We start from the raw sequence: 22298 nt of genomic DNA, 5'->3' as shown, positions 1-22298 counted from the left end.
GTCATTGCGAGCGTAGCGAAGCAATCCAGACTTTCTCCTCGGACACACTGGATTGCTTCGTCGCTTCGCTCCTCGCAATGACGAGAACAGTGAGCAGCCCATCATGCAGTTCGCTCTGAACGAGGATCAGATTGCGGTTCGCGACATGGCGTTGGCGTTTGCGGCTTCGAGGATCGCGCCGCACGCGCTACGCTGGGACGAGGAGAAACATTTTCCCGTCGAAATCATGCGTGAGGCCGCCACGCTCGGGATGGGCGGCATCTACATCCGCGAGGATGTCGGCGGCTCCGCCATGACGCGGTTCGACGCGGCGCTGATTTTTGAGGCGCTGGCGACGGGCTGTCCGACCACCTCGGCTTTCATCTCCATCCACAACATGGCGTCCTGGATGATCGATGCCTACGGCAGCGACACCCAGCGCCACACATGGTTGCCAAAGCTCTGCACCATGGAGCTGATTGCGAGCTACTGCCTGACCGAGCCCGGCGCCGGCTCGGACGCTGCAGCGCTGCGCACCCGCGCCGTGCGTGACGGCGATCATTATGTGCTGAACGGCCAGAAGCAGTTCATCTCCGGCGCCGGCGGCACTGATCTCCTGGTCGCGATGGTGCGCACCGGTGGCGATGGTCCCGGCGGCATCTCGACCCTAGTCATCGACGGCAAGACGCCGGGCGTCTCGTTCGGCGCCAACGAGCGCAAGATGGGCTGGAACGCGCAGCCGACCCGCGCCGTGATTTTCGAGAACGCCCGCGTGCCGGTCGCCAATCGCTTAAGCGAAGAGGGCGTCGGCTTCAAGATTGCGATGGCCGGTCTCGACGGCGGACGTCTCAACATCACGGCATGCTCGCTCGGTGGTGCGCAGACCGCGTTCGACAAGGCGCGTTCCTACATGAAAGAGCGCAAAGCCTTCGGCAAGCGCCTAGACGAATTCCAGGCGCTGCAATTCCGCCTCGCCGACATGGCAATCGAGCTCGAGGCCGCGCGCACATTCTTGTGGCGCGCAGCGGCGGCGCTGGACCGCAAGGACCCGGACGCCACCATGCTATGTGCCATGGCCAAGCGTTTTGGGACCGACGCCGGCTTCGAGGTCGCCAACCAGGCGCTCCAGCTCCATGGCGGCTACGGTTACCTCAGCGAATACGGGATCGAGAAGATCGTGCGCGATTTGCGGGTGCACCAGATCCTCGAGGGCACCAATGAAATCATGCGGCTCATCGTGGCGCGCAAACTGATCGAGGGCGGGCGATGAGTGGTGTGGAAGAGCACGATCTGGTCGCACGGGTCGAAGGCTCGGCCGGCATTATCAGGCTCAACCGTCCGAAGGCGATCAACGCCGTGACGCTGGAGATGTTTCGCGGCATCGACAAGGCGCTCGACCGTTTTGAGGCCGATCCTGCCGTTGCCGTGATCGTGCTGGAAGGTGCCGGCGAGCGCGGCCTGTGTGCCGGCGGCGACATCCGCGCGCTCTGGGAGAGCTCGAAGGTCGACGGCGATCTCGGCAAGAGTCTGTGGCGGGAGGAGTACATCCTCAACGCCCGGATCAAGAAATTCCCAAAACCCTATGTCGCCTTCATGGACGGCATCGTGATGGGCGGCGGCGTCGGGCTCTCGGCCCATGCGAGCCATCGAATCGTCACCGAGCGCACCAGGCTCGCGATGCCCGAGGTCGGGCTCGGTTTCTTCCCCGATGTCGGCGGCACCTATCTGCTGTCACGCTCGCCGGGCGAGATCGGCACCTATTTTGGTCTCACCGGCCAGACCATGAACGGCCCCGACGCCATCCATGCGAAATTCGCCGATGCCGTGGTGCCGGTTGCCAAATGGCCGGAGTTGCGGGCAGCGCTGACCAAGGTTCGCCAGGGCGTGACCGCGGCTGATGTGAGCAAGTTGATCAACGGTTTTGCCGCCGGCGAGGCCGCGGGGCCGGTGGCGGCCAGGCAGGCGACGATCGACGCATTGTTCGGCTTCGACCGCATGGAGGACATCGTCGCTGCGCTCAAGCGCGACGGCTCGGAGTTCGCCCATGCGACATTGAAGACGCTCAATGAAAAGTCACCGCGCGGCATGGTGGTAACATTGAAGCTTTTGCGGCTTGCACGCACGGCGTCGAGCCTGGAAGAGTGCCTGGTGCGCGAATATCGCGCCGCGCTGGAAGTCTTCCGCAGCGATGATTTTCGCGAGGGCGTACGCGCCGCCGTGATCGACAAGGACCGCAATCCGACCTGGTCGCCGCCGCGCATCGAGGATGTCACGCCGGACCTGCTTGCGCCGTATCTCGCCGAGATTGGCACCGACGAATTGAAGTTCAACTAATCAACGAAACGTTCAGCGGAGGACATCGAGATGGCCACGATTGCATTCATTGGTCTCGGCAACATGGGCGGCCCGATGGCGGCCAATCTGGTCAAAGCCGGCCACAAGGTGGTGGCCTTCGACCTCGCCGAGGGCTCGCGCAACCAGGCCAAGGCCGATGGCGCCGGCATAGCCGACAGCGCGGCGGGCGCTGTGAAGGGCGCCGATGTCGTCGTCACGATGCTGCCCGCCGGCAAGCACGTTCTCGGCGTGTGGGGAGAGGTCGTTCCTGCGATGACCAAGGGCGCGCTGATCATCGACAGTTCCACCATCGACGTCGAGAGCGCACGGCAGGCGCATGCGCTGGCCGCCAAGAACGGCGTGCTCGCTGTCGATGCGCCGGTTTCCGGCGGCACCGGTGGCGCCAAGGGTGCGACGCTCACCTTCATGTGCGGCGGCGAGGAGAGCGCGTTTGCGGCAGCCAAGCCGGTGCTGGAAAAAATGGGCAAGAAGATTGTCCATTGCGGCGGCGCCGGCGCGGGCCAGGCGGCAAAGATCTGCAACAACATGATCCTCGGCATTTCCATGATCGCGGTGAGCGAAGCCTTTGCGTTGGCTGAGAAGCTCGGCCTCTCGCATCAGGCGCTGTTCGACGTCGCCTCGACCTCGTCGGGCCAGTGCTGGTCGCTCACGACCTATTGCCCGGTGCCGGGACCGGTGCCGACCTCGCCGGCCAACAACGACTACAAGCCGGGTTTTGCCTCGGCGCTGATGGTAAAGGATCTGACGCTGGCGCAGGACGCCGCCAAGGCCGCGGGCGCGGCGACGCCGCTCGGCAAGCATGCGCAGGAGATCTATCAGTCCTTCGACGCAGCCGGCCAGAGCGGGGTGGATTTTTCCGGCATTATCAAGCACGTTAGGAGTCTGGCCGGGAAAGCTTGATGACGACATTTCAGGAAGCGCGCGCGTTTCTGCTTCATAACCGCACGGACTACGAGACAGCGGTCAAGGACTTCCGCTGGCCCGATCCGGTTCCTTTCAACTGGGCGCTCGACTGGTTCGACGCCGAGCTGGCGGCGAATATTGACAGCAAGGATCGTCCTGCGCTCTGGATCGTCGATGCCGCACAGGACCGGCAGACCAAATTGTCCTTCGCGGCACTCTCGCGCCGCTCCAACCAGGTGGCGAACTTCCTCCGCGCGCAGGGCCTGAAGCGCGGCGATCATCTCCTGCTGCTGCTCGGCAATGTGGTTCCGCTGTGGGAGACCATGCTGGCTGCGATGAAGCTCGGCGTCGTCGTGATTCCCGCCACCACGCTGCTCACGGCGGACGAACTCCGCGACCGGCTCGATCGCGGCAAGGCGAAGGCGGTGGTCGCCGCCGAGGATCAGGTCGCAAAATTCACCAGCCTTGGTGCGGAGAACATCGTCCGCATTGTGGTCGGTGCGGCCTCCGACGGCTGGCTTGCCTATGACGGAGCGGCAAAAGCTTCGGAGCAATTCACGCCTGACGGCCCGACCAACGCCGATGACGCGATGCTGCTCTATTTCACCTCGGGCACCACGGCAAAGCCAAAACTGGTGCGGCACAGCCAGCGCAGCTATCCCGTCGGCCATCTCTCGACCATGTACTGGATCGGGTTGAAGCCCGGCGACGTCCATCTCAACATCTCCTCGCCCGGCTGGGCCAAGCACGCCTGGAGCTGTTTGTTCGCGCCGTGGAATGCGGGCGCGACCGTGTTCGTGGTCAACCAGCCGCGCTTCGACGCCAAGGGACTGCTTGCCACCATCGGCCGCTGCGGCGTCACCACGCTGTGCGCGCCGCCGACGGTGTGGCGGCTGTTCATCCAGGAGAACCTCGCAGCTTTCAAGGTGGCGTTGCGCGAGGTCTGCGGCGCAGGCGAGCCGCTCAATCCTGAAGTGATCGACCAGGTGCAGGCCGCCTGGGGCCTCACCATCCGCGACGGCTATGGCCAGACTGAAACGACCGCGCTCGCCGGCAACTCGCCGGGGCAAAAGATCAAGGTCGGATCGATGGGCCGGCCCTTGCCGGGCTACCGCGTGCAGGTCAGCGACGCCGACGGCTATCCTGCCAGGGAAGGCGAGGTGGCGCTGCTGCTGGGCCGTGAGCGCCCTGCCGGCCTGATGCAGGGATATCAGGGCGACGACGGCGGGCTGTCCGGCGCCGAAGGCGAACTCTATCGCAGCGGTGACGTCGTGTTCGAAGACGAGGATGGCTATCTCACGTTCGTCGGCCGCTCCGACGACGTGTTCAAATCCTCCGATTATCGCATCAGCCCGTTCGAGCTGGAGAGCGTGTTGCTCGAGCATGAGCTGGTGGCGGAAGCCGCCGTGGTGCCGAGCCCGGATCCGATCCGGCTCGCGGTTCCCAAGGCCTTCGTGCTGCTGACCGCGGGCGCGGAGCGATCGCCGGCGACGGCGCTCTCGATCTTCCAACATCTGCATACGCGCCTTGCGCCGTTCAAGCGCATCCGCCGCCTCGAAATCGTCACGGAGCTGCCGAAGACGATCTCAGGCAAGATCCGCCGCGTGCAGCTCCGACGTCTCGAGCGCGACGACGACCGCAATGATCCCCTGCGCGGCCGGGAATTCCGCGAGGAGGATTTTCCGGAGCTGCCGAAAACACGGAGTGAGACCTAAGTGAACGAAGTCTGGAAGAAGCCGCCGATTTCCTTGGACGCCTATCAGGCCATGGCCGGCAAGGAGATCGGCGTGTCGTCGTGGCACCTGGTCGACCAGCCCCGCATCGACACCTATGCCGACGTGATCGAGGATCACCAGTTCATCCATGTCGATCCTGAGCGCGCCAAGAAGGAAACCGCCTTCGGCACCACCATCGCGCACGGCTTCCTCACGATGTCGCTCCTGTCGATCATGTCCTATGAGGTGATGCCTGTCATCGCGGGCACCAGGATGGGCGTCAATTACGGTTTCGACAAGCTGCGCTTCATCTCGCCGGTGCGCTCGGGCAAGCGGGTCCGCGGCCGCTTCGTGCTGGCGGAAGCCAAGCTGCGCAAGCCGAACGAGCTGCAGTCGCGCACCAACGTCACGGTGGAGATCGAAGGCGAAGACAAGCCCGCGCTGGTCGCGGAGTGGCTTGGCTTGATCTATTTCGCCTAGGGTAGGTCGGCATGGCCGGGCTTGACCCGGCCAGCCATCGCTGCTCAAAAGCTGTTCAAATCTCTCGCGGAGCTTTCTCACCCTCTCCCCTGTGGGAGAGGGTGGCTTCGCGGAACGCGAAGCCGGGTGAGGGTATCTCTCCGCGAGCTCCGCCGTCGATAGAGACCCCTCATCCGGCGCTTCGCGTCACCTTCTCCCACAAGGGGAGAAGGAAGAAGAAGCAGGAACTGCACAATGGCAATCAGGTTCGACGGACGCGTCGCCATCGTTACCGGCGCGGGCAATGGTCTCGGACGGGCGCATGCGCTGGGGCTGGCGAGCCGCGGTGCGAAAGTCGTGGTCAACGATTTCGGCGGCGCGCGCGATGGCAGCGGCGGTTCGCTCTCGCCTGCGGAAGCCGTGGTCGAGGAAATCCGCAAGGCCGGCGGCACCGCGATGGCCGACGGCGCCGACGTTTCGAATTTCGAGCAGGTCACCGCCATGGTCGAGCGCACCACCAGGGAGTGGGGCAGCGTGGACCTCTTGTGCGCCAATGCCGGCATTTTGCGCGACAAGTCGTTCGGCAAGATGGAAGCGGCCGATTTCCAGAAGGTGCTCGACGTGCACCTCGTCGGCACCTTCTATTGCTGCAAGGCGGCCTGGGCCGGCATGCGCGACCGTGGCTACGGCCGCATCGTGCTGACCACGTCGTCCTCCGGCCTCTACGGCAATTTCGGCCAGGCCAATTACGGTGCGGCCAAGTCCGGCATGGTCGGCCTGATGAACGTGCTGGCGGAAGAGGGCCGCAAGACCGACATCCGCGTCAACATCATCTCGCCGACGGCGGCAACCCGCATGACGGAAGAGCTGCTCCCGCCGCAGGCGCTGCAATTGATGAAGCCGAACGCGATCACGCCCGCAGTCGAGTACATGCTCAGCGAGGACGCGCCCACGCGCACTATCATGGGCGCCGGCGCCGGATCCTTCGCAGTGATCAAGATCGTCGAGAGCGAAGGCATCAATCTGCCGGAGTCCGAGTGGACCCCGGACGCGGTCGCCGCGCATTTCGCCGAGATCAGCGACATGTCGAAGGCGAAGGCGCTGCAGGGAGCGTTCGAGCAGACGCAGAAATACGTGGCGCAGGCCGCTGCGCGCGCCGGGGTAAAACTCTGACAGCCGTCGCCGTCATCGGCGCCGGCCCTGCCGGGCTGATGGCGGCCGAAGTGCTGGCGCAAGGCGGTGCTCGCGTCACCGTCTACGACGCGATGCCGTCCGCGGGCCGCAAATTGTTGATGGCCGGCCGCGGCGGGCTCAATCTCACCCACAGCGAGCCGTTGCCGCAGTTCATGGCGCGCTATCGCGAGGCGGCGCCGAAGCTGCACGCGGCGATCGCAGCGTTTCCACCTGACGCCTTGCGTACCTGGAGCGAGGCGCTGGGTGAGCCGACGTTTGTCGGCTCCAGCGGGCGTGTGTTTCCGAAAGCGTTCAAGGCCTCGCCCTTGCTGCGGGCCTGGCTGCGACGGCTCGATGCCGCCGGCGTGCGCTTTGCCTTTCGCCATCGCTGGATGGGCTGGGACGGGGAGGGACGGCTAGTCTTTGAAAAACCCGGCGGCGCCGCCGCCATCGCCGCAGACGCCACGGTGCTGGCACTCGGCGGCGCAAGCTGGCCGAGACTGGGCTCCGATGGCGGCTGGACGACGATCCTGGCCGACAAAGACATTTCAATCTCGCCGCTGCGGCCTGCGAACTCCGGCTTCATCGTCGCTTGGTCCGAAATCTTCCGCACGCGCTTCGAAGGCCATCCGCTCAAGGGTGCTGTGCTGTCCTTCGGCCCGCACCGCGCGCGCGGCGAAGCCGTCATCACAAGCGGCGGGATCGAGGGCGGGGCGATCTATGGATTGTCGGCCGAACTGCGCGAGGCGATTGCGGCGAACGCCGAAGCGGTCCTGCACGTCGCGTTGCGGCCGGACGTCCATCATGGCGAACTCGTCAAGCGTCTGTCCGCCTCGCGCGGCAAGCAGTCATTCTCCAACTTCTTGCGCAAGGCTGCGCAGCTGTCTCCGGTCGCTGTCGGGCTGTTGCAGGAAGCCGCCATCGGTGCGGGTCAATCGTTGTCGGCAATGTCGGCTGAACGATTGGCGGAGCTGATTAACGCCGTGCCGATCAAGCTCGCAGGCGTGGCGCCGATCGCGCGCGCGATCTCCAGCGCCGGCGGGATTTCGTTCGACGAGCTCGACGCGGACTTCATGATCCGCAAGCTGCCGGGCGTGTTCGCAGCCGGTGAGATGCTGGACTGGGAGGCGCCGACGGGTGGCTATTTGCTTCAGGCCTCGTTCGCGACGGGGGCTGCGGCGGGGCGGGGTATGCTCAAGTGGCTCGACCGCTAAACACCGTCATTGCGAGCGTAGCGAAGCAATCCAGAATCCTCCACGGAGGTAGTCTGGATTGCTTCGTCGCAAGAGCTCCTCGCAATGACGGCTGTGGAATCGTCGAAGCCCCTACCGCAGCTTCCCCCGTGCCGCGACTGGAAGCGTGCCGATGATTTCTTCGCCGCGCACCATCACCACCTCGTCCATCATGTTGACGACGACGCAGACATGATTGGGCACGATCCGCACGATGTCGCCGACATTGGGCCTGGTGTTGCTGCGGGAGAGGTCGAGGAAGCCGTGTTCTTCCGCGAAGCGCGCGATCTTGGCTTCGGGGTGCTCCAGGATCAGGCCGTGGCCGTCGAGGCCGCCGGTATCCGTGGTCAGCGTCTTGGAGCCGGCATCGAGGATGCCGCGCTCGGGCGCGGCGCGGCTGACCACCGTCGAATAGATGTGCAGCGCGCAGTCGTCCCAGGTGGCGGAGCCGGCGGCGACCTGCATGCGGTCGTTGTAGATGTAGGTGCCGAAGCGGTGCTCGGTGCCGCCCTTGAGCTTGCCGAGATTCTTCAGGTTTGGCGTGCCACCGGTCGAGATGATTTTTGCATCCAGCCCGTGCGCGCGCACGCCGGCCAGAGCCTCGTCGTAGAACTTTTGCGCGTCCGCCCAGCCGGTCTCGGTCGGATACAGCATGAAGCCGGCGAACTCGAGCCCCTTGGACGCGGCGATCTCGCGCGCGAGCGCAATCGCCTCGGCCGGCGTTTCAACACCGGCGCGCTTGCGCCCAGTATCGCATTCGACCACGACCGACAGCGGTCGTCCCGACGCAGCGGCGGCCTTGGGCAGACCGGCGACGACGGTCGAGTTGTCGGCGGCGGCCGTCATGTTGGCCTTGGCCTGCAACGCCCCTAACCGCGCCATCTTCTCGTCGCCGAGCAGGTTGTAGCTGATCAGGATATTATCGATGCCGGCATTGGCCATGATCTCGGCTTCACCGAGCTTCTGGCAGGTGATGCCTTTCGCGCCGGCCGCGATCTGCATCTTCGCGATGGTCGGATTCTTGTGCGTCTTGATGTGGGGACGGTTGGCGACACCCGCGTCATCGCAGGCCTTCTGGATGCGCGCGATGTTGCGTTCGACCTTGTCCATGTCGATGACGGCGCAGGGCGTGCCGTATTCGCGGGCGATTTTTGCAGCGAGTGTCGTTGTCATGGGTCAAGCTTTCTCGATCTCTTCGCGCCGCACTTCGAGCTCCAGCCATTTGTCCTCGGCCTCGGCCAGTTCCCCTTGCGCTTTCGTCAGAGCGTCGGAAGCCTGATCGAAGCGCTTGCGATCTTTGCGGAAGAGATCGGGGTCGTCAAGGAACCGCTGCTGCTTGGCGATTTCGGCCTGCAGTTTGGCGATGGCCTTGGGCAGCGTCTCCAGCGCGTGTTGCTCGTTGAACGTCAACCGTCGTTTGGTGACGCCGGAAGGCGCTGCTGACCGCGTCTCTCTCTTCTCTTCGGCGGCTTTCGCCGTCGCGCGCTTCAAGTCGACGCCACGCTGGGCCAACATGTCGGTGTAACCGCCGGCATATTCGAGCCAGCGCCCATCGCCCTCGGGCACGATCACGGACGTCACCACGCGGTCGAGAAAGTCGCGATCATGGCTGATCAGAATTACGGTGCCCTCGTAGTCGCCGAGCATTTCCTCGAGGACGTCGAGGGTCTCGAGATCGAGGTCGTTGGTCGGCTCGTCCAGCACCAGGAGATTGGAGGGCTTCGCCAGCGCGCGTGCCAGCATCAGCCGGCCGCGCTCGCCGCCGGACAGCACCTCCAGCGGCGTGCGCATCTGTTCCTGGGCGAACAGGAAGTCCTTCATGTAGCTGACGACATGCTTTGGCTTGCCGCCGACCATGACGTGGTCGCCGCGGCCGCCGGTCAGCGCCTCGGCCAGCGTCGATTTGGGATCGAGACTTTCGCGGTGCTGGTCGAGCGTCGCCATCTCGATGTTGGCGCCGAGCCGTAAGCTGCCGCTGTCCGGTGCGCTGCCGCCGGTCAGCATCTCGATCAACGTCGTCTTGCCGGCGCCATTCGGGCCGACGATGCCGATGCGGTCGCCGCGCTGGACGCGGATCGAGAAGCCGTCGACGATCTTTCGCTCGCCATAGGACCGGCTGATATTCTTGGCCTCGATGACGAGCTTGCCGGACTTGTCGGCTTCGGCAGCCGCGAGGTTGGCGTTGCCCGTCGCTCCGCGATGGGTGCGGCGCTGATCGCGCAGCGCGTGCAGGTTTCCAAGCCGCTTGACGTTGCGCTTGCGGCGGCCCGAGACGCCGTAGCGCAACCAGTGCTCCTCATTGACGATCTTGCGGTCGAGCTTGTGCTGGTCGCGCTCTTCCTCCGCGAGCACCTCATCGCGCCAGGCCTCAAAGGCACTGAAGCCGCGGTCGATCTGCCGGATCTGGCCGCGGTCGAGCCAGGCGGTGCTGCGCGAGAGATTGCTCAGGAAGCGCCGATCGTGGCTGATGATCACCAGCGCGCAGCGGCGGCTCTCCAGTTCGCCCTCCAGCCATTCGATGGTCGTGAGATCCAGATGGTTGGTCGGCTCGTCCAGCAGCAGGATATCGGGCGAGGGCGCCAGCACGCGCGCCAGCGCGGCGCGGCGCGCTTCGCCGCCCGACACATGCGCCGGGTCTTCTTCGCCGCTGAGGCCGAGCTGTTCGACCAGATAGCGCGCCTGATAGTGATCGTCGCCGGCATGGAGGCCGGCCTCGACATAGGCCAGCGTGGTGGAGAAACCGGCAAAATCCGGCTCCTGCGGCAGGTAGCGGATGGTGGCGCCGGGCTGCACGAAACGGCTGCCGCCATCCGGTTCGACCAGGCCGGCAGCGATCTTGAGCAGTGTCGATTTGCCCGAACCGTTGCGGCCGATCAGGCAGACGCGCTCGCCGGTCGAAACCGACAGTTCGACGTTCGCCAGGAGCGGCGTGCCGCCAAAGGTCAGCTTGATATCGCGCAGTTGAATCAGCGGTGGCGCCATGCGGTGTCTCAGTCCTGTCTTGTTGCGGCCTGGTCGGCGCGGCGGCGCTGAATGCGGCGGATGGTCTGGTCGAGCGTCGACAGAAACGTCGAGCGGTCGCGTGGTGCAAACGATTTCGGGCCGCCCGTGACTTCGCCCGCAGAGCGCAAATCCGTCATCAGGTTGCGGACCGCGAGCGTCATCCCGATCGATTCTTCCGTGAACGGCTTGCCGTTGGATGCAATCACATCGGCGCCGGCCTTCACGCAGCGGCTCGCGAGCGGAATATCCGAGGTAATAACGATATCGCCGGGCCCCGCGCGCTCGGCGATCCAGTCGTCGGCGGCATCCATACCAGCGCCCGCGGCCACCCGCTCGATCAGCGGGTCCTGCGGCACACGGATGAAATTGCCCGCGACCACGCTCACGGGCAAGCCGTGCCTGCCGGCAACGCGATAGATCTCGTCCTTGACGGGGCAGGCGTCGGCGTCGACGTAGATGCGGGTGGTGTTTTGAGGGTTCGTCATTATCCGTAGATGGGGCTTGCGAAGCGGTTCCGCAGCCCGCGCGTGGTACCCCATCCGGGCCGCAAAGGCGAGGGGATTGACCCCGGTTCCTCAAGGCCTACGATCGATCCGCAACAACAAGAATTCAGAGCAAGAATTGAGGGAAGGTGACGCCATGCCGAACCGGCTCGAAACCCATCGCGTCGTGGCCTACAACACTGCAAAACAATCCGAAAACAAGATGCATGACGACAATGTGGCGCGCCGCTTCGGCTTTTCCGGCGGGCTGGTTCCCGGTGTCGATGTCTTCGCCTACATGATGCACGTGCCGGTGGCGCGCTGGGGCCGCGATTTCCTGTCGCGCGGGCTGGTCGAGGCGCGCTTCATCAAGCCGGTCTATGACGGCGAGACCGCCGATGTCGATGCGACCGAGCACAATGGCTTGCTCACGATCGAGGTGTTCAGCCGCACCGAGCTCTGCGCCACCGGGACGGCAACGCTGCCGGCGGCCGCCGCGACTGCGGTGTCGTTGAGCGAGTATATCGCGGTGCCTGTGGTGGCCGAGCGTAAGCCAGTCAGCGCAGCGACCTTCGAAACCGGAAATTGGCTGGGCACGACGCCCCGGCGCTGGGCCGGGCAGGATGCAGCCGACTACCTCGCCGACATCAGGAAGCCCGATCCGATCTTCGCGCGCGAGGGGCTCGGCCATCCCGGCCTGATCCAGCGCGTCATGAACCGCGTGCTGGTGGACAACACCATTCTGGGCCCGTGGATCCATGTCGGCAGCCGCATGCAGCTGCTGTCAGCCGCACGCGCCGGCGACGAGATCACCGCGCGGGCAAAAGTGACCGCGAACTACGAGAAGAAAGGCCACCGCTTCGTCGAGCTCGACGCGCTGGTGGTCGCCAACGGCACCACGCCGCTGGCGCATTGCCAGCACACCGCGATCTTCCAGCCGCGCGAGCAGGCGGCGGCGTAACAACACGCGCTGTCATGCCCCGCGAAGGCGGGGCATCCAGTACGCCGCGGCTTCTCGATTCTAGCCGCGCCGCCTCTGGAATACTGGATCGCCCGCTTTTGCGGGCGATGACAGTTGTGGACGCGGAGATTACGCAGCCTTACGCCGCCTTCGCATCCTGGATCGCGCGCCACACCCGCTCCGGGGTCAGCGGCATGTCGATGTGCTTGATGCCGTAGTCGGAGAGGGCGTCGATCACTGCGTTCACGACCGTCGACAGGCTGCCGGCGCAGCCGGCTTCGCCGCAGCCCTTGCTGCCGAGCGGATTGGTCGTGGCCGGCACGGGGTGGTCGCCGACCGTCATGAACGGAACGTCCTCGGCGCGCGGCAGGGCGTAGTCCATCAGCGAGCCCGTGATCGGCTGGCCGCTCTCGTCGTAGCGGATGTGCTCCATCAGCGCCTGCCCAATGCCCTGGACGACGCCGCCATGGAGCTGGCCCGCGACCAGCAGTGGGTTGATCACCGTGCCGAAATCGTTGACGGCGCTGTACTGGACGACCTGCACCACGCCGGTGTCAGGGTCGATCTCGACCTCGGCGACGTGGCAGCCGTTCGGGAAGGCCGAGGGCACCGGTTCGCTGGTGTGGTCGACGTCGAGGCTGTCAGGCACGCCCTCCGGCGTCTTGCCGTCGTGCAGGCGCTTGGCGAGTTCCATGATGTCGATGCTGCGGTCGGTGCCGGCGATCGTGAAGCTGCCGTCGGCGAATTCGATGTCGGCTTCGGACGCTTCCAGCATGTGCGCAGCGGCACGCTTGCCCTTTTCGATTACGAGCTTGGCGGCCCCCACGATCGCCATGCCGCTCGCGGTGATCGAGCGCGAACCGCCGGTGCCGTTGCCGGTGTGGACGATGTCGCTGTCGCCCTGCACCAGCTTGACGCTGTCGAAGGGCACGCCAAGCTGCGCACACAGCACCTGCGCGAATGCGGATGCGTGGCCCTGGCCGTAATCGAGCGTGCCGGTGATGAGCTGCACGGAGCCGTCGGGATCGAACACGATCTTGCCGAGCTCGACGCCGGGAGGTGCCGTAACCTCCAGATAGGAGCCGACGGCGATACCGCGCAGCTTGCCGGCCTTCTTGCTCTCCTTCTTGCGCTTGGCAAAATTCTCGTGGTCGGAGATTTCGAGCGCCTTGTTGAAGACAGCCTGGAAGTCGCCGCTGTCATAAGTGACGCCGGAGGAGGCGGCGAACGGCATCTGGTTCTGCTTGATGAAGTTGCGCTTGCGCATCGTCAGGCGGTTGATGCCCATCTCGTCGGCGGCGCGGTCGATCAGCCGCTCCATGTAGTAGTTGGCCTCGGGCCGGCCGGCGCCGCGATAGGCGCCCATCAGCGTGGTGTTGGTCAGCACCGTCTTGATGTCGACGGCCATCAGCGGTGTGCGATAGACGCTGGAAAAGTTCTTGCTGGTGTTGAGCGAGAGCGGACTGGGCGCAACGCCGGTGATGTAGGCACCGAGATTGCCGTAGCCTTCGAGCTTTGCCGCGAGGAAATGCCCCTCGGCGTCAAGCGCCAGCTCGGCATGAATCTTCTGCGCGCGGCCGTGGCTGTCGGACAAGAAGCTGGTGGAGCGTTCGTCCAGCCACTTCACCGGGCGGCCGAGCTCCTTGGCCGCGTACAGGATGCACATGTATTCGGGGTAGTTGACGTTCTTCATGCCGAAGGAGCCGCCGACATTGGCGGTGAGGATGCGCACCTTCTCGTTCGGCACTTTCAGGTTCTTGGCGAGGTTGGCGCGGTTGCCGGCGACGCCCTGCGTCGGCATCTGGATGGTGTAGCGCTCGGTCTTCTTGTCGTAGGAGGCAAGGCCAACGCGCGGCTCCATCGAGACCACGGCGACGCGGGTGTTCTCGATGTCGACCTTGGTTACGTGAGCGGCGCCGGCGAAGGCGGCGTTGACCTTCTCGATGTCGCCATAATGGTAGTCGAGCGCGACATTGTTCGGGATGTGGTCGTAGAGTTGCGGCGCGCCGGGTTTTGCGGCGTCCTCGGGCTCGGTCACCGCGGCCAGCGGCTCGATGTCGAGCTCGACCGCCTCGGCCGCGTCGCGCGCCTGGGCCAGCGTCTCCGCGACCACGAAGGCGACGGGATCGCCGACGAAGCGGACCTTGTCGGTCGCCAGCGGCTGGCGGTTGGTCTGGCGCAGGGGGGAGCCGTCGCGGTTCTTCAGCGGCAGGCCGCAGGTGAAGGGGCCGTAGCCGGCCGCATCGAGGTCCGTGCCGGTCCAGACCCCCAGCACGCCGGGCAGCGCCTTGGCGGCGTCGGTGTTGATACCGCGGATGACGCCATGGGCATGGGTGGAGCGGACGACCACGGCATGGGCCTGGCCGGGCAGGTTGAAATCGTCGGTATAGCGGCCCTTGCCGCGCACCAGCGTGTCATCCTCCTTGCGGCGGACCGGCTGCCCGACACCGTATTTTTGCAGTGCAATAGCGTTTTCGAGCGTGGATGATTTCGTGTGTTCTTGCATGGAAATGACCTGAAAAGCCGGCATTTGCGCATTTTCGCGCCAGCGGGGGACCGGATCCTGTTGAGATAACCCACCGGCCCGTTCACGACAACGCACGAATGGGCATGGTCCCATGTGATGCGTTGTTGCGCAGGACTGACGCACTGCTAAGGTTTCAGGCGAAAAAGCAATTCCAGCTCGGCCCACCCGGCCGCGGAAAGACAATTTGTATGAATGACCACACGCGGCTCCGCGACGGCCTCGCGCCGCACGGTGAGCTGGGGTCGATGGCGGCGGTGGCGTTTGCCACGGAACCGGCCGTCGGCGCGCAAGCGCCGGGAACCGGCGTCTATGCGGCGCTGGACCTCGGCACCAACAATTGCAGGCTCCTGATAGCCTGTCCGACCGATGACGGCTTTCGCGTGGTCGATTCGTTCTCGCGCATCATCCGGCTCGGCGAGGGTGTCTCGGCAACCGGCTGCATCAGCGAGGCTGCGATCGAGCGCGCCGTCGTGGCGCTCGGCATCTGTCGCGACAAGATCAATCTGCGCAAAGCCAAGCGATTGCGGCTGATCGCCACCGAGGCCTGCCGTGCGGCTTCGAATGCGGAGGATTTTCGCAGCCGCGTCGCGGCCGAGACCGGCATCGAGCTCGAGGTGATCGACCGCGAGACCGAGGCGGCGCTCGCCGTGCTCGGCTGCTCGCCGCTGGTCGATCCCAGGGGGCGCGGCGCGATCCTGTTCGACATCGGCGGCGGCTCGACCGAGCTGGTGCGGATCGAGCGCGACTGGGAGAATCCGGAGCCACGCATAAAAGCCTGGATGTCGATTCCGTTCGGTGTGGTCACACTGGCCGAGCAATTCGGCGGGCGCGACGTGACGCCGGAGATCTACGCTGCGATGGAGCGCGAGGTCGCCCGTCACATCACGCCGTTCGCCGAACAGCATGGCGGCGATCTTGCCGACATGCATCTGCTCGGCACGTCGGGCACGGTGACGACGCTTGCCGGCATCCATCTCAAGCTCGCGCGCTACGATCGGCGCCGGATCGACAGCGTCTGGATGAATGATACCGACGTCACCGCGACCATCAACATGCTGCTCGGCATGAGCTACGAGGAACGCGCCGGCAACAGCTGCATCAGCGTCGAGCGCGCCGATCTCGTGCTGGCCGGCTGCGCCATCCTCGATGCGATCCGCCGCGCCTTTCCGCTGCCGCGCCTGCGCGTCGCCGACCGGGGCCTGCGCGAGGGCATGCTGGTCGAGATGATGCGCGAAGACGGCGCACTCAGGAGCTGGTGAGATGGCCAAGGACACCACCGGCCGCTTGCACGTCCAGGTCAAGACCCACGGCAAGCGCAAATTGTCGTCGAAGCTCTGGCTGGAGCGGCAGCTCAACGACCCCTATGTCATCAAGGCGAAGGCGCTGGGCTATCGCTCGCGCGCCGCGTTCAAGCTGCTGGAGATCGACGACAAATATCGGCTGCTCAAGCACGGCATGGCGGTGGTCGATCTCGGCGCTGCGCCGGGCGGCTGGAGCCAGATCGCCGCCAAGCGCGTCGGCTCGGTCGACGGCAAGGGCAAGGTGATCGCGATCGACCTGTTGGACATCCCCGAGATTGCCGGCGTCGAGTTCGCTCAGCTCGATTTCATGGACAATGACGCGCCGGACAAGCTCAAGGCCATGCTCGACGGCGGCGCCGATGTCGTGATGTCCGACATGGCCGCCAACACCACCGGCCACCGCAAGACCGACCAGCTCCGCATCGTCGGCCTGATCGAGACCGCCGCCGCCTTTGCCTGCGACGTGCTGAAGCCCGGCGGAACTTTTTTGGCAAAGGCGTTCCAGAGCGGCGCCGACGCCGAGCTGCTCGCTCAGCTCAAGCGCGATTTTGCGACGGTGCGTCACGTCAAGCCTGCCGCAAGCCGTGCGGATTCCTCGGAGCGCTACGTGCTCGCGACGGGATTTCGGGGCGGGGCGACGGAATAGCAACAAACTCCGTCATTGCTCGCAATGACGAGAACAGAGACTATCCCAGCCGCTGATCCCGCGCGTCCTGGGTATCCTCCGTCGCTGCCTTGATGGCGGCACTCGCCGCGCCCTTGCCCGCACCCTTGCGGCTCGCGATCTCGACCGCCTTGCGGCCGGAGACTTCGTGGCCGGCATCATCGGGCATCTGCCAGAAGAACCAGCTCGACGCAGCCGAGGTCAGGGCGATCACGACGAAGGCCGGCGCAAACACGGTGGCGTTGAGCTCGCTGACATGGCTGAGCCACATCGTGGTCTCCACCGAGGCGGCACCCACGGCGACGCCGGCCGAGACCGCGAGCTGCTGGTTGACGCTGACGAGCGTGGTGGCGCGGCTCATCTGCGCAGTCTCGACTTCGGCATAGGCCACCGTGTTGATCGCGGTGAATTCCAGCGAGCGGAAGAAGCCGCCGATCACCAGGATGATCATGATGATGAGCAGCGGCGTCGTCACCGTGAACAGCGCACAGGCGGCGAGGAAAACCGCGCTGACGAGTGCGTTCACCGTCATCAGCTTGCGGAAGCCGAACGCGCGGATGATGCGTGCGGCCAGCGCCTTCATGCCCATGGCGCCGAGCGAAGAGCCAAACGTGACGAGACCGGACTTGAACGGCGACAGGCCGAAGCCGATCTGCATCAGCAGCGGCAACAGGAACGGCAGCGCGCCGATGCCGAGCCGGAATATGAACCCGCCGAGAATGGCCGCGCGCAGCGTCGGAAGCCTCAGCAGCGAGAAGTCGAGCACCGGCGATCCCGTCCGCCGCGCGTGAATGACGTAGAGCGTCATCGAGATCGATCCGCCGACGACCAGGGCGGCAATCGTGCTCCACGGCAACAGATTGAGACCGGCAACCGAGAGCCCGAACGCAATGCCGGCAAGGCCGAGGCCCGCCAGCACCATGCCGTAGAGGTCGAACGGCTCGCGTTCCTCGCTCTTGATGGGATCGATGAAGCGCAAGGCCATGAAAATGCCGAGCAGCCCGATCGGGATGTTGATCAGGAAGATCCAGTGCCACGACGCATAGGTGGTGATGAAGCCGCCGAGCGGCGGCCCGATCACTGGGCCGATCAGGGCAGGGACCGTCACCCAGGCCATTGCATTGACCAGCGCGCTCTTGTCGACGGAGCGCAGCAGCACGAGGCGTCCGACCGGGGTCATCATCGCTCCGCCCATGCCTTGCAGGATGCGCGCGAACACGAAATCGTTGACGGATGTCGAGAGCGCGCAGCCGACCGAGCCGACCATGAACACGCCGACCGCGATCGCAAACACCATGCGCGCGCCGAACCGGTCGGCAGTCCAGCCGCTCGCCGGGATGAACACCGCAAGCGACAGCAGATAGGAGGTGATCGCGAGCTTGAGCGTCAACGGGCTGGTGCCGATGTCGGCCGCGATCGCCGGCAGCGATGTGGCGATGACCGTCGAATCCATGTTCTCCATGAAGAGAGCAGTGGCCACGATCAGTGGAATGACGCGTTGCTTGTCGACCATGACGAATTGGTAATGGAAATCGGAAGGAAGGGCGGAGTTGCGGCTTATCATCGCCGCCGACCCGCCACCATTGCGGATCAACGCATAGCACCTAAATCCTGCGTGACCCCAGATGGGCGCGCCCCTGCGCCGGAGATCGCGATGATTTACCGGCACGGGGCCGTCGTGGACGCCATCCGGCGGCACGGGCCGCGGAGCTATCCGCGCTGAACTTGCCTAAAAAGGCCTGTGCATGGCTGGCCGGCGGTCCGATTTGCTTTGATTCGTCACCCTCCCGTGCTATCGACCCGCGTCAACCCCACCGATGGGCTCCGATTCTCCGGCGATGCCGCAAGGTACGCCGAGGGCGGCGCTCATCCATAGCTATTTGCGGCAGGGCCGCAGGAAGGAGTTGGCAAATGGCCACGGTGCAACTTCAGGGCATTCGCGAAGGCTTTACGTTCGACGACGTGCTGTTGAAGCCGGGCCTGTCGGACGTCATGCCGGGCGAGGTCGACATCCGCTCCCGCGTCACCCGCGCCATCCCGCTCAACATCCCGATCATGGCCTCCGCCATGGACACGGTCACCGAAGCCCGCATGGCGATCGCCATGGCGCAAGCCGGCGGCCTCGGCGTCATCCACCGCAATTTCGATCCCGAAGGGCAGGCCGCCCAGGTGCGGCAGGTCAAGCGCTACGAGTCGGGCATGGTGGTGAACCCGCTCACCATCAGCCCCGACGCCACGCTGGACGACGCGCTCAAGCTGATGAGCGATCACGGCATCTCGGGCATTCCCGTCGTCACCGGTGCGGGTAAGTCCACACCGGGCAAGCTGGTCGGCATCCTCACCAACCGCGACGTCCGCTTTGCCACCGACCGCCAGCAAAAAATCTCCGAGCTGATGACACATGAAGGTCTCGTCACGGTGCGCGAGAATGTCAGCCAGGACGAGGCGCGGCGGTTGCTGCACCATCACCGCATCGAGAAGCTGCTCGTCGTCGACGATCAATATCGCTGCGTCGGACTGGTCACCGTGAAGGACATAGAGAAGGCGGTCGCGCATCCGCTGGCCTGCAAGGACGCGCAGGGGCGTCTGCGCGTCGCCGCCGCCACCACGGTCGGTGATAGCGGCTTCGAGCGCACCGAGCGGCTGATCGATGCCGGCGTCGATCTCGTCGTGGTCGACACCGCGCACGGCCATTCCCGTCACGTGCTCCATGCGGTCAACCGCATCAAGCGACTGTCCAACTCGGTGCAGGTCGTTGCCGGCAACGTCGCGACCTCCGAGGGCGCACAGGCGCTGATCGATGCGGGCGCGGACTGCATCAAGGTCGGCATCGGCCCGGGCTCGATCTGCACCACGCGCATCGTCGCCGGCGTCGGCGTGCCGCAGCTTACCGCGATCATGGATGCGGTCGAAGCTGCCAAGAAGGCCGACATCCCCGTCATCGCCGACGGCGGCATCAAGTTCTCCGGCGACCTTGCCAAAGCGCTCGCCGCCGGCGCCGACATCGCGATGGTCGGCTCGCTGCTCGCCGGCACCGACGAGACGCCCGGCGAGGTGTTCCTGTGGCAGGGCCGCTCCTACAAGGCCTATCGCGGCATGGGCTCGGTCGGCGCGATGGCGCGCGGCTCGGCCGACCGCTACTTTCAGCAGGACATCAAGGACACGCTGAAGCTCGTGCCAGAAGGCATCGAGGGCCAGGTGCCCTACAAGGGCCCGGTCGGCAACGTCATGCACCAGCTCGCCGGGGGCTTGCGCGCCGCGATGGGTTATGTCGGTGCAAAGGACATGAAGGAGCTGCATGAGAAGGCGAACTTCGTCCGCATCACCGGTGCGGGCCTGCGCGAAAGCCACGTCCACGACGTGACCATCACGCGTGAAGCGCCGAACTATCCGGGCGGCGGTTAGTCGTCTCGCCTTCGTGCCCCGGAGGCAGCGCAGCGCTTCTTTAGCGGTGCGCTGCAGAGCCGGGGCCCATCTTTCCACCTGATCGCATGGGGCGTTCTGTGTCCCGGCTCTGCGCAGCAGCGCAAGGGCGCTGCAGCGCGTCCGGGACACGAGAGGCGCTCGCATCAGCGCCGGTTACCCCAATGCTTTTGTATTGACGCAGCTGCCTCCCTCCGCTTCGCTCGCGACGAAGAAAACTCCGGAGGAAGCCATCATGACCCAAGCAAAACGCATCGTTCTCGCCGCGCGTCCCGTCGGCGAGCCGAAGTCGTCCGATTTCCGCCTTGAGGAATTCGCAGTCCCGACGCCAGGCGCGGGCGAAGTCCTGCTGCGCACGATCTGGCTGTCGCTCGATCCCTATATGCGTGGGCGCATGAGCGACGGTCCGTCTTATGCGACGCCGGTGCCGGTCGGCGGCGTGATGGAAGCCGGTACGGTTTGCGAGGTCGCGACGTCCAACAATCCGAACTTCGCCAAGGGCGACATCGTGCTGTCGCGCGCGGGCTGGCAGACGCATGCGATCTCCGACGGCAAGGGGCTGAACAAGATCGACCCGAAGCTCGCGCCAATCTCGACGGCCATCGGCGTGCTCGGCATGCCCGGCATGACCGCCTACACGGGCCTGCTCGATATCGGCAAGCCGCAGGAAGGCGAGACCGTCGTCGTCGCCGGCGCCTCCGGTGCCGTCGGCTCGGCGGTAGGCCAGATCGCGAAGGTCAAGGGGGCACGCGCAGTCGGCATCGCCGGCGGCAAGGACAAATGCGACTACGTGGTGAAGGAGCTCGGCTTCGATGCCTGCCTCGATCACCGCGATCCTGATCTGGCGGCGAAGCTGAAAGACGCCTGTCCGAAGGGCATCGATGTCTATTTCGAGAATGTCGGCGGCGTGGTGTTCGAGGCGGTGTTCCCGCTGCTCAACCCGTTCGCGCGCGTGCCGGTCTGCGGCCTGATTGCGCATTACAACGACACCGAGGCCAAGCCGCCGAAATGGGCGGCCAGCATGATGCGCGCGACCCTGACCAAGCGGCTGACGTTCCGCGGCTTCATCGTCTCCGACTTCGCCTCCCGCCATGGTGACTTCCTGCGCGATATGTCCGGCTGGGTCCGGGACGGCAAGGTCAAGTACAAGGAGTTCGTCACCGAGGGCCTGGAAAGCGCGCCCGGAGCCTTCATGGGGCTCCTGAAGGGCGCCAATTTCGGCAAGCAGCTGGTGCGGGTCGGGCCGGACAAGGCTTGATCCGCCGCTCCGGCCCCCTCGGGGGCGGAGATGGTTAATAAAGAGTGACCGATCGGCCACACCTGCCCGCAAAAGCCGCAAGTGTGACCGTCGGTTCATTGACGGGGCGGCGAAGGCATTGAATCATTGCGCATATTTCAGGTGCGATGATGTTAGAGATTGTTGTTTTCTGCGTAATCCTTTTGGCCGCTGGCTATTGGGCGACCATGTTCGTCATGGGCCGTCGAGACGACGTCATCCATGGCAAATTCGTTCACGGCGATGATGAGCGCGCGTTCACGCAACCCGCGATGCCCACGCCTTTGCCGCCATTCCCCAAGCGTCCGGTCAAAGTCGCGCGGCCTGCCAATGTTCAGCGTGCCGATACCGGGACCAAGCCGGTGAACAGCGAGGCGCTGCAATCCTTGCTTGCCGCGATCCAGCAGGATCTCAAAAGCGTCGCTTGAACACCGGCCGGCGAGCTAGTGCTCGCCGCCCATCTGGGCGAACAGCTCCTCGATGTCGACGTCGACCTGGCCGGCCGCCCTGACATGGCGGACCTCAAAGCTGTCGGGCTGGAAGCGGTACTCCGCGAGCCCGACCTTCTTGATCGCGATCCGGTCCTGGCGCGCGTCGTTGATCCCTGAAGCCGGCTGAGGCGCCCAGACGTGGTGGGTGTGGCGCCAGGTGAAGTCGCGCCGCTGGTGCACGTGACCGCTGGCGATCCGGCGCAGGTCGATATGCGCAAACATCTCGAACTGCTCGGCTCGAAGGCGAGCCCTGAGTTCATCACCAGTGAATTGAGGCCTATCGACAGTTGGTCGCCTCATCGGGAACGCCGGTTCAACTCGTTGATTGTCAGGAACAGCGGTGACGGCTAATGG

Annotated in this window: 18 protein-coding genes and 1 pseudogene; 13 read left to right on the top strand and 6 right to left on the bottom strand. The window is 65.2% G+C overall.

The annotated features are described in order from the left end of the window. Window positions 1-103 precede the first annotated feature (103 nt). From ABIB00_RS05905 to ABIB00_RS05875, 7 genes and pseudogenes are all read left to right on the top strand, one after another. Complete coding sequence (locus ABIB00_RS05905; RefSeq protein ID WP_354103691.1) at window positions 104-1249, top strand: isobutyryl-CoA dehydrogenase; 1146 nt, start codon at window positions 104-106, stop codon at window positions 1247-1249. After that, entirely contained in the window at window positions 1246-2313 is a 1068-nt protein-coding gene (locus ABIB00_RS05900; RefSeq protein ID WP_354103690.1) for an enoyl-CoA hydratase/isomerase family protein, read from the top strand. The genes ABIB00_RS05905 and ABIB00_RS05900 overlap by 4 nt, the downstream gene beginning before the upstream one ends. 21 nt (window positions 2314-2334) lie before the next feature. Further along, window positions 2335-3234, top strand: a pseudogene (gene mmsB, locus ABIB00_RS05895) (3-hydroxyisobutyrate dehydrogenase); the annotation flags it as partial. Then, on the top strand, window positions 3234-4952 hold the full coding sequence (locus tag ABIB00_RS05890) for an AMP-binding protein (protein WP_354046797.1): 1719 nt from the start codon (window positions 3234-3236) through the stop codon (window positions 4950-4952). The pseudogene mmsB and the gene ABIB00_RS05890, both read left to right, overlap by 1 nt. After that, window positions 4953-5432 carry a MaoC family dehydratase gene (locus ABIB00_RS05885; protein ID WP_354103689.1) on the top strand — a complete coding sequence of 160 codons (480 nt, stop codon included), beginning with the start codon at window positions 4953-4955 and terminating at the stop codon, window positions 5430-5432. A gap of 234 nt (window positions 5433-5666) precedes the next feature. Next, window positions 5667-6584 (top strand): SDR family NAD(P)-dependent oxidoreductase, encoded by a 918-nt coding sequence (locus ABIB00_RS05880; RefSeq protein WP_354103688.1) that lies wholly within the window; start codon window positions 5667-5669, stop codon window positions 6582-6584. After that, window positions 6581-7798: a TIGR03862 family flavoprotein gene (locus ABIB00_RS05875; RefSeq protein WP_354103864.1), complete on the top strand. Its 1218-nt coding sequence runs from the start codon at window positions 6581-6583 to the stop codon at window positions 7796-7798. Before ABIB00_RS05880 ends, ABIB00_RS05875 begins: the two co-directional genes overlap by 4 nt. Window positions 7799-7909: 111 nt before the next feature. On the opposite strand, the gene ABIB00_RS05870 is transcribed toward ABIB00_RS05875, so the two are convergent. Genes ABIB00_RS05870 through ABIB00_RS05860 form a run of 3 tightly spaced genes read right to left on the bottom strand, consistent with a single transcriptional unit; the run spans window position 7910 to window position 11304 of the window. Beyond that, window positions 7910-8989 carry a D-TA family PLP-dependent enzyme gene (locus ABIB00_RS05870; protein ID WP_354103687.1) on the bottom strand — a complete coding sequence of 360 codons (1080 nt, stop codon included), beginning with the start codon at window positions 8987-8989 and terminating at the stop codon, window positions 7910-7912. A 3-nt stretch (window positions 8990-8992) separates the two neighbouring features. Beyond that, window positions 8993-10798, bottom strand: a complete 1806-nt coding sequence (locus ABIB00_RS05865) for an ABC-F family ATP-binding cassette domain-containing protein (protein WP_354103686.1) — start codon at window positions 10796-10798, stop codon at window positions 8993-8995. Between the two features lie 8 nt (window positions 10799-10806). Beyond that, a complete protein-coding gene (locus tag ABIB00_RS05860; RefSeq protein ID WP_247506122.1) occupies window positions 10807-11304 on the bottom strand; it encodes a YaiI/YqxD family protein in 498 nt (165 codons plus the stop codon). A 154-nt stretch (window positions 11305-11458) separates the two neighbouring features. On the opposite strand from ABIB00_RS05860, the gene ABIB00_RS05855 reads away from it, so the two are divergent. Then, on the top strand, window positions 11459-12262 hold the full coding sequence (locus tag ABIB00_RS05855; RefSeq protein WP_354103685.1) for a hypothetical protein: 804 nt from the start codon (window positions 11459-11461) through the stop codon (window positions 12260-12262). A 139-nt stretch (window positions 12263-12401) separates the two neighbouring features. On the opposite strand, the gene ABIB00_RS05850 is transcribed toward ABIB00_RS05855, so the two are convergent. Beyond that, window positions 12402-14768, bottom strand: a complete 2367-nt coding sequence (locus ABIB00_RS05850; protein WP_354103684.1) for a xanthine dehydrogenase family protein molybdopterin-binding subunit — start codon at window positions 14766-14768, stop codon at window positions 12402-12404. 209 nt (window positions 14769-14977) lie between these two features. Between ABIB00_RS05850 and ABIB00_RS05845 the strand changes: the two genes are divergently transcribed. Further along, window positions 14978-16048, top strand: a complete 1071-nt coding sequence (locus tag ABIB00_RS05845) for a Ppx/GppA phosphatase family protein (protein ID WP_354103683.1) — start codon at window positions 14978-14980, stop codon at window positions 16046-16048. Between the two features lies 1 nt (window position 16049). Beyond that, window positions 16050-16736: an RlmE family RNA methyltransferase gene (locus ABIB00_RS05840; protein WP_247346005.1), complete on the top strand. Its 687-nt coding sequence runs from the start codon at window positions 16050-16052 to the stop codon at window positions 16734-16736. 40 nt (window positions 16737-16776) lie between these two features. Here the strand turns inward: ABIB00_RS05840 and ABIB00_RS05835 are convergent, their stop codons facing one another. Next, complete coding sequence (locus ABIB00_RS05835) at window positions 16777-18267, bottom strand: DHA2 family efflux MFS transporter permease subunit (protein WP_354103682.1); 1491 nt, start codon at window positions 18265-18267, stop codon at window positions 16777-16779. Between the two features lie 398 nt (window positions 18268-18665). On the opposite strand from ABIB00_RS05835, the gene guaB reads away from it, so the two are divergent. The 3 genes from guaB to ABIB00_RS05820 all read left to right on the top strand — a co-directional run bounded on the left by guaB (window position 18666) and on the right by ABIB00_RS05820 (window position 21881). Beyond that, the gene (gene guaB, locus ABIB00_RS05830; RefSeq protein WP_354103681.1) at window positions 18666-20159 is read left to right on the top strand and encodes an IMP dehydrogenase; all 1494 of its coding nucleotides are present in this window, start codon (window positions 18666-18668) and stop codon (window positions 20157-20159) included. Between the two features lie 253 nt (window positions 20160-20412). Continuing rightward, on the top strand, window positions 20413-21435 hold the full coding sequence (curA, locus tag ABIB00_RS05825) for an NADPH-dependent curcumin/dihydrocurcumin reductase (RefSeq protein ID WP_354103680.1): 1023 nt from the start codon (window positions 20413-20415) through the stop codon (window positions 21433-21435). A 149-nt stretch (window positions 21436-21584) separates the two neighbouring features. Beyond that, window positions 21585-21881 carry a hypothetical protein gene (locus ABIB00_RS05820; protein ID WP_354103679.1) on the top strand — a complete coding sequence of 99 codons (297 nt, stop codon included), beginning with the start codon at window positions 21585-21587 and terminating at the stop codon, window positions 21879-21881. A gap of 15 nt (window positions 21882-21896) precedes the next feature. On the opposite strand, the gene ABIB00_RS05815 is transcribed toward ABIB00_RS05820, so the two are convergent. Beyond that, a complete protein-coding gene (locus tag ABIB00_RS05815; RefSeq protein WP_502917789.1) occupies window positions 21897-22166 on the bottom strand; it encodes a hypothetical protein in 270 nt (89 codons plus the stop codon). Window positions 22167-22298 lie beyond the last annotated feature (132 nt).

Source organism: Bradyrhizobium sp. LB14.3, assembly GCF_040547985.1.
GTDB lineage: Bacteria > Pseudomonadota > Alphaproteobacteria > Rhizobiales > Xanthobacteraceae > Bradyrhizobium.
The sequence above is the reverse complement of the archived record's forward strand: the minus strand, read 5'-3'. Positions and strand labels throughout refer to the sequence as shown.

Excerpts from the sequence above, each read along its gene's own strand:
- ABIB00_RS05815 (WP_502917789.1), bottom strand. The coding sequence starts at position 22,166 with ATGTTTGCGCATATCGACCTGCGCCGGATCGCCAGCGGTCACGTGCAC.
- ABIB00_RS05820 (WP_354103679.1), top strand. The coding sequence starts at position 21,585 with ATGTTAGAGATTGTTGTTTTCTGCGTAATCCTTTTGGCCGCTGGCTAT.
- ABIB00_RS05870 (WP_354103687.1), bottom strand. The coding sequence starts at position 8,989 with ATGACAACGACACTCGCTGCAAAAATCGCCCGCGAATACGGCACGCCC.
- guaB (WP_354103681.1), top strand. The coding sequence starts at position 18,666 with ATGGCCACGGTGCAACTTCAGGGCATTCGCGAAGGCTTTACGTTCGAC.
- ABIB00_RS05905 (WP_354103691.1), top strand. The coding sequence starts at position 104 with ATGCAGTTCGCTCTGAACGAGGATCAGATTGCGGTTCGCGACATGGCG.
- ABIB00_RS05835 (WP_354103682.1), bottom strand. The coding sequence starts at position 18,267 with ATGGTCGACAAGCAACGCGTCATTCCACTGATCGTGGCCACTGCTCTC.
- ABIB00_RS05850 (WP_354103684.1), bottom strand. The coding sequence starts at position 14,768 with ATGCAAGAACACACGAAATCATCCACGCTCGAAAACGCTATTGCACTG.
- ABIB00_RS05840 (WP_247346005.1), top strand. The coding sequence starts at position 16,050 with ATGGCCAAGGACACCACCGGCCGCTTGCACGTCCAGGTCAAGACCCAC.
- curA (WP_354103680.1), top strand. The coding sequence starts at position 20,413 with ATGACCCAAGCAAAACGCATCGTTCTCGCCGCGCGTCCCGTCGGCGAG.
- ABIB00_RS05860 (WP_247506122.1), bottom strand. The coding sequence starts at position 11,304 with ATGACGAACCCTCAAAACACCACCCGCATCTACGTCGACGCCGACGCC.
- ABIB00_RS05845 (WP_354103683.1), top strand. The coding sequence starts at position 14,978 with ATGAATGACCACACGCGGCTCCGCGACGGCCTCGCGCCGCACGGTGAG.
- ABIB00_RS05865 (WP_354103686.1), bottom strand. The coding sequence starts at position 10,798 with ATGGCGCCACCGCTGATTCAACTGCGCGATATCAAGCTGACCTTTGGC.
- ABIB00_RS05880 (WP_354103688.1), top strand. The coding sequence starts at position 5,667 with ATGGCAATCAGGTTCGACGGACGCGTCGCCATCGTTACCGGCGCGGGC.
- ABIB00_RS05900 (WP_354103690.1), top strand. The coding sequence starts at position 1,246 with ATGAGTGGTGTGGAAGAGCACGATCTGGTCGCACGGGTCGAAGGCTCG.
- ABIB00_RS05890 (WP_354046797.1), top strand. The coding sequence starts at position 3,234 with ATGACGACATTTCAGGAAGCGCGCGCGTTTCTGCTTCATAACCGCACG.
- ABIB00_RS05855 (WP_354103685.1), top strand. The coding sequence starts at position 11,459 with ATGCCGAACCGGCTCGAAACCCATCGCGTCGTGGCCTACAACACTGCA.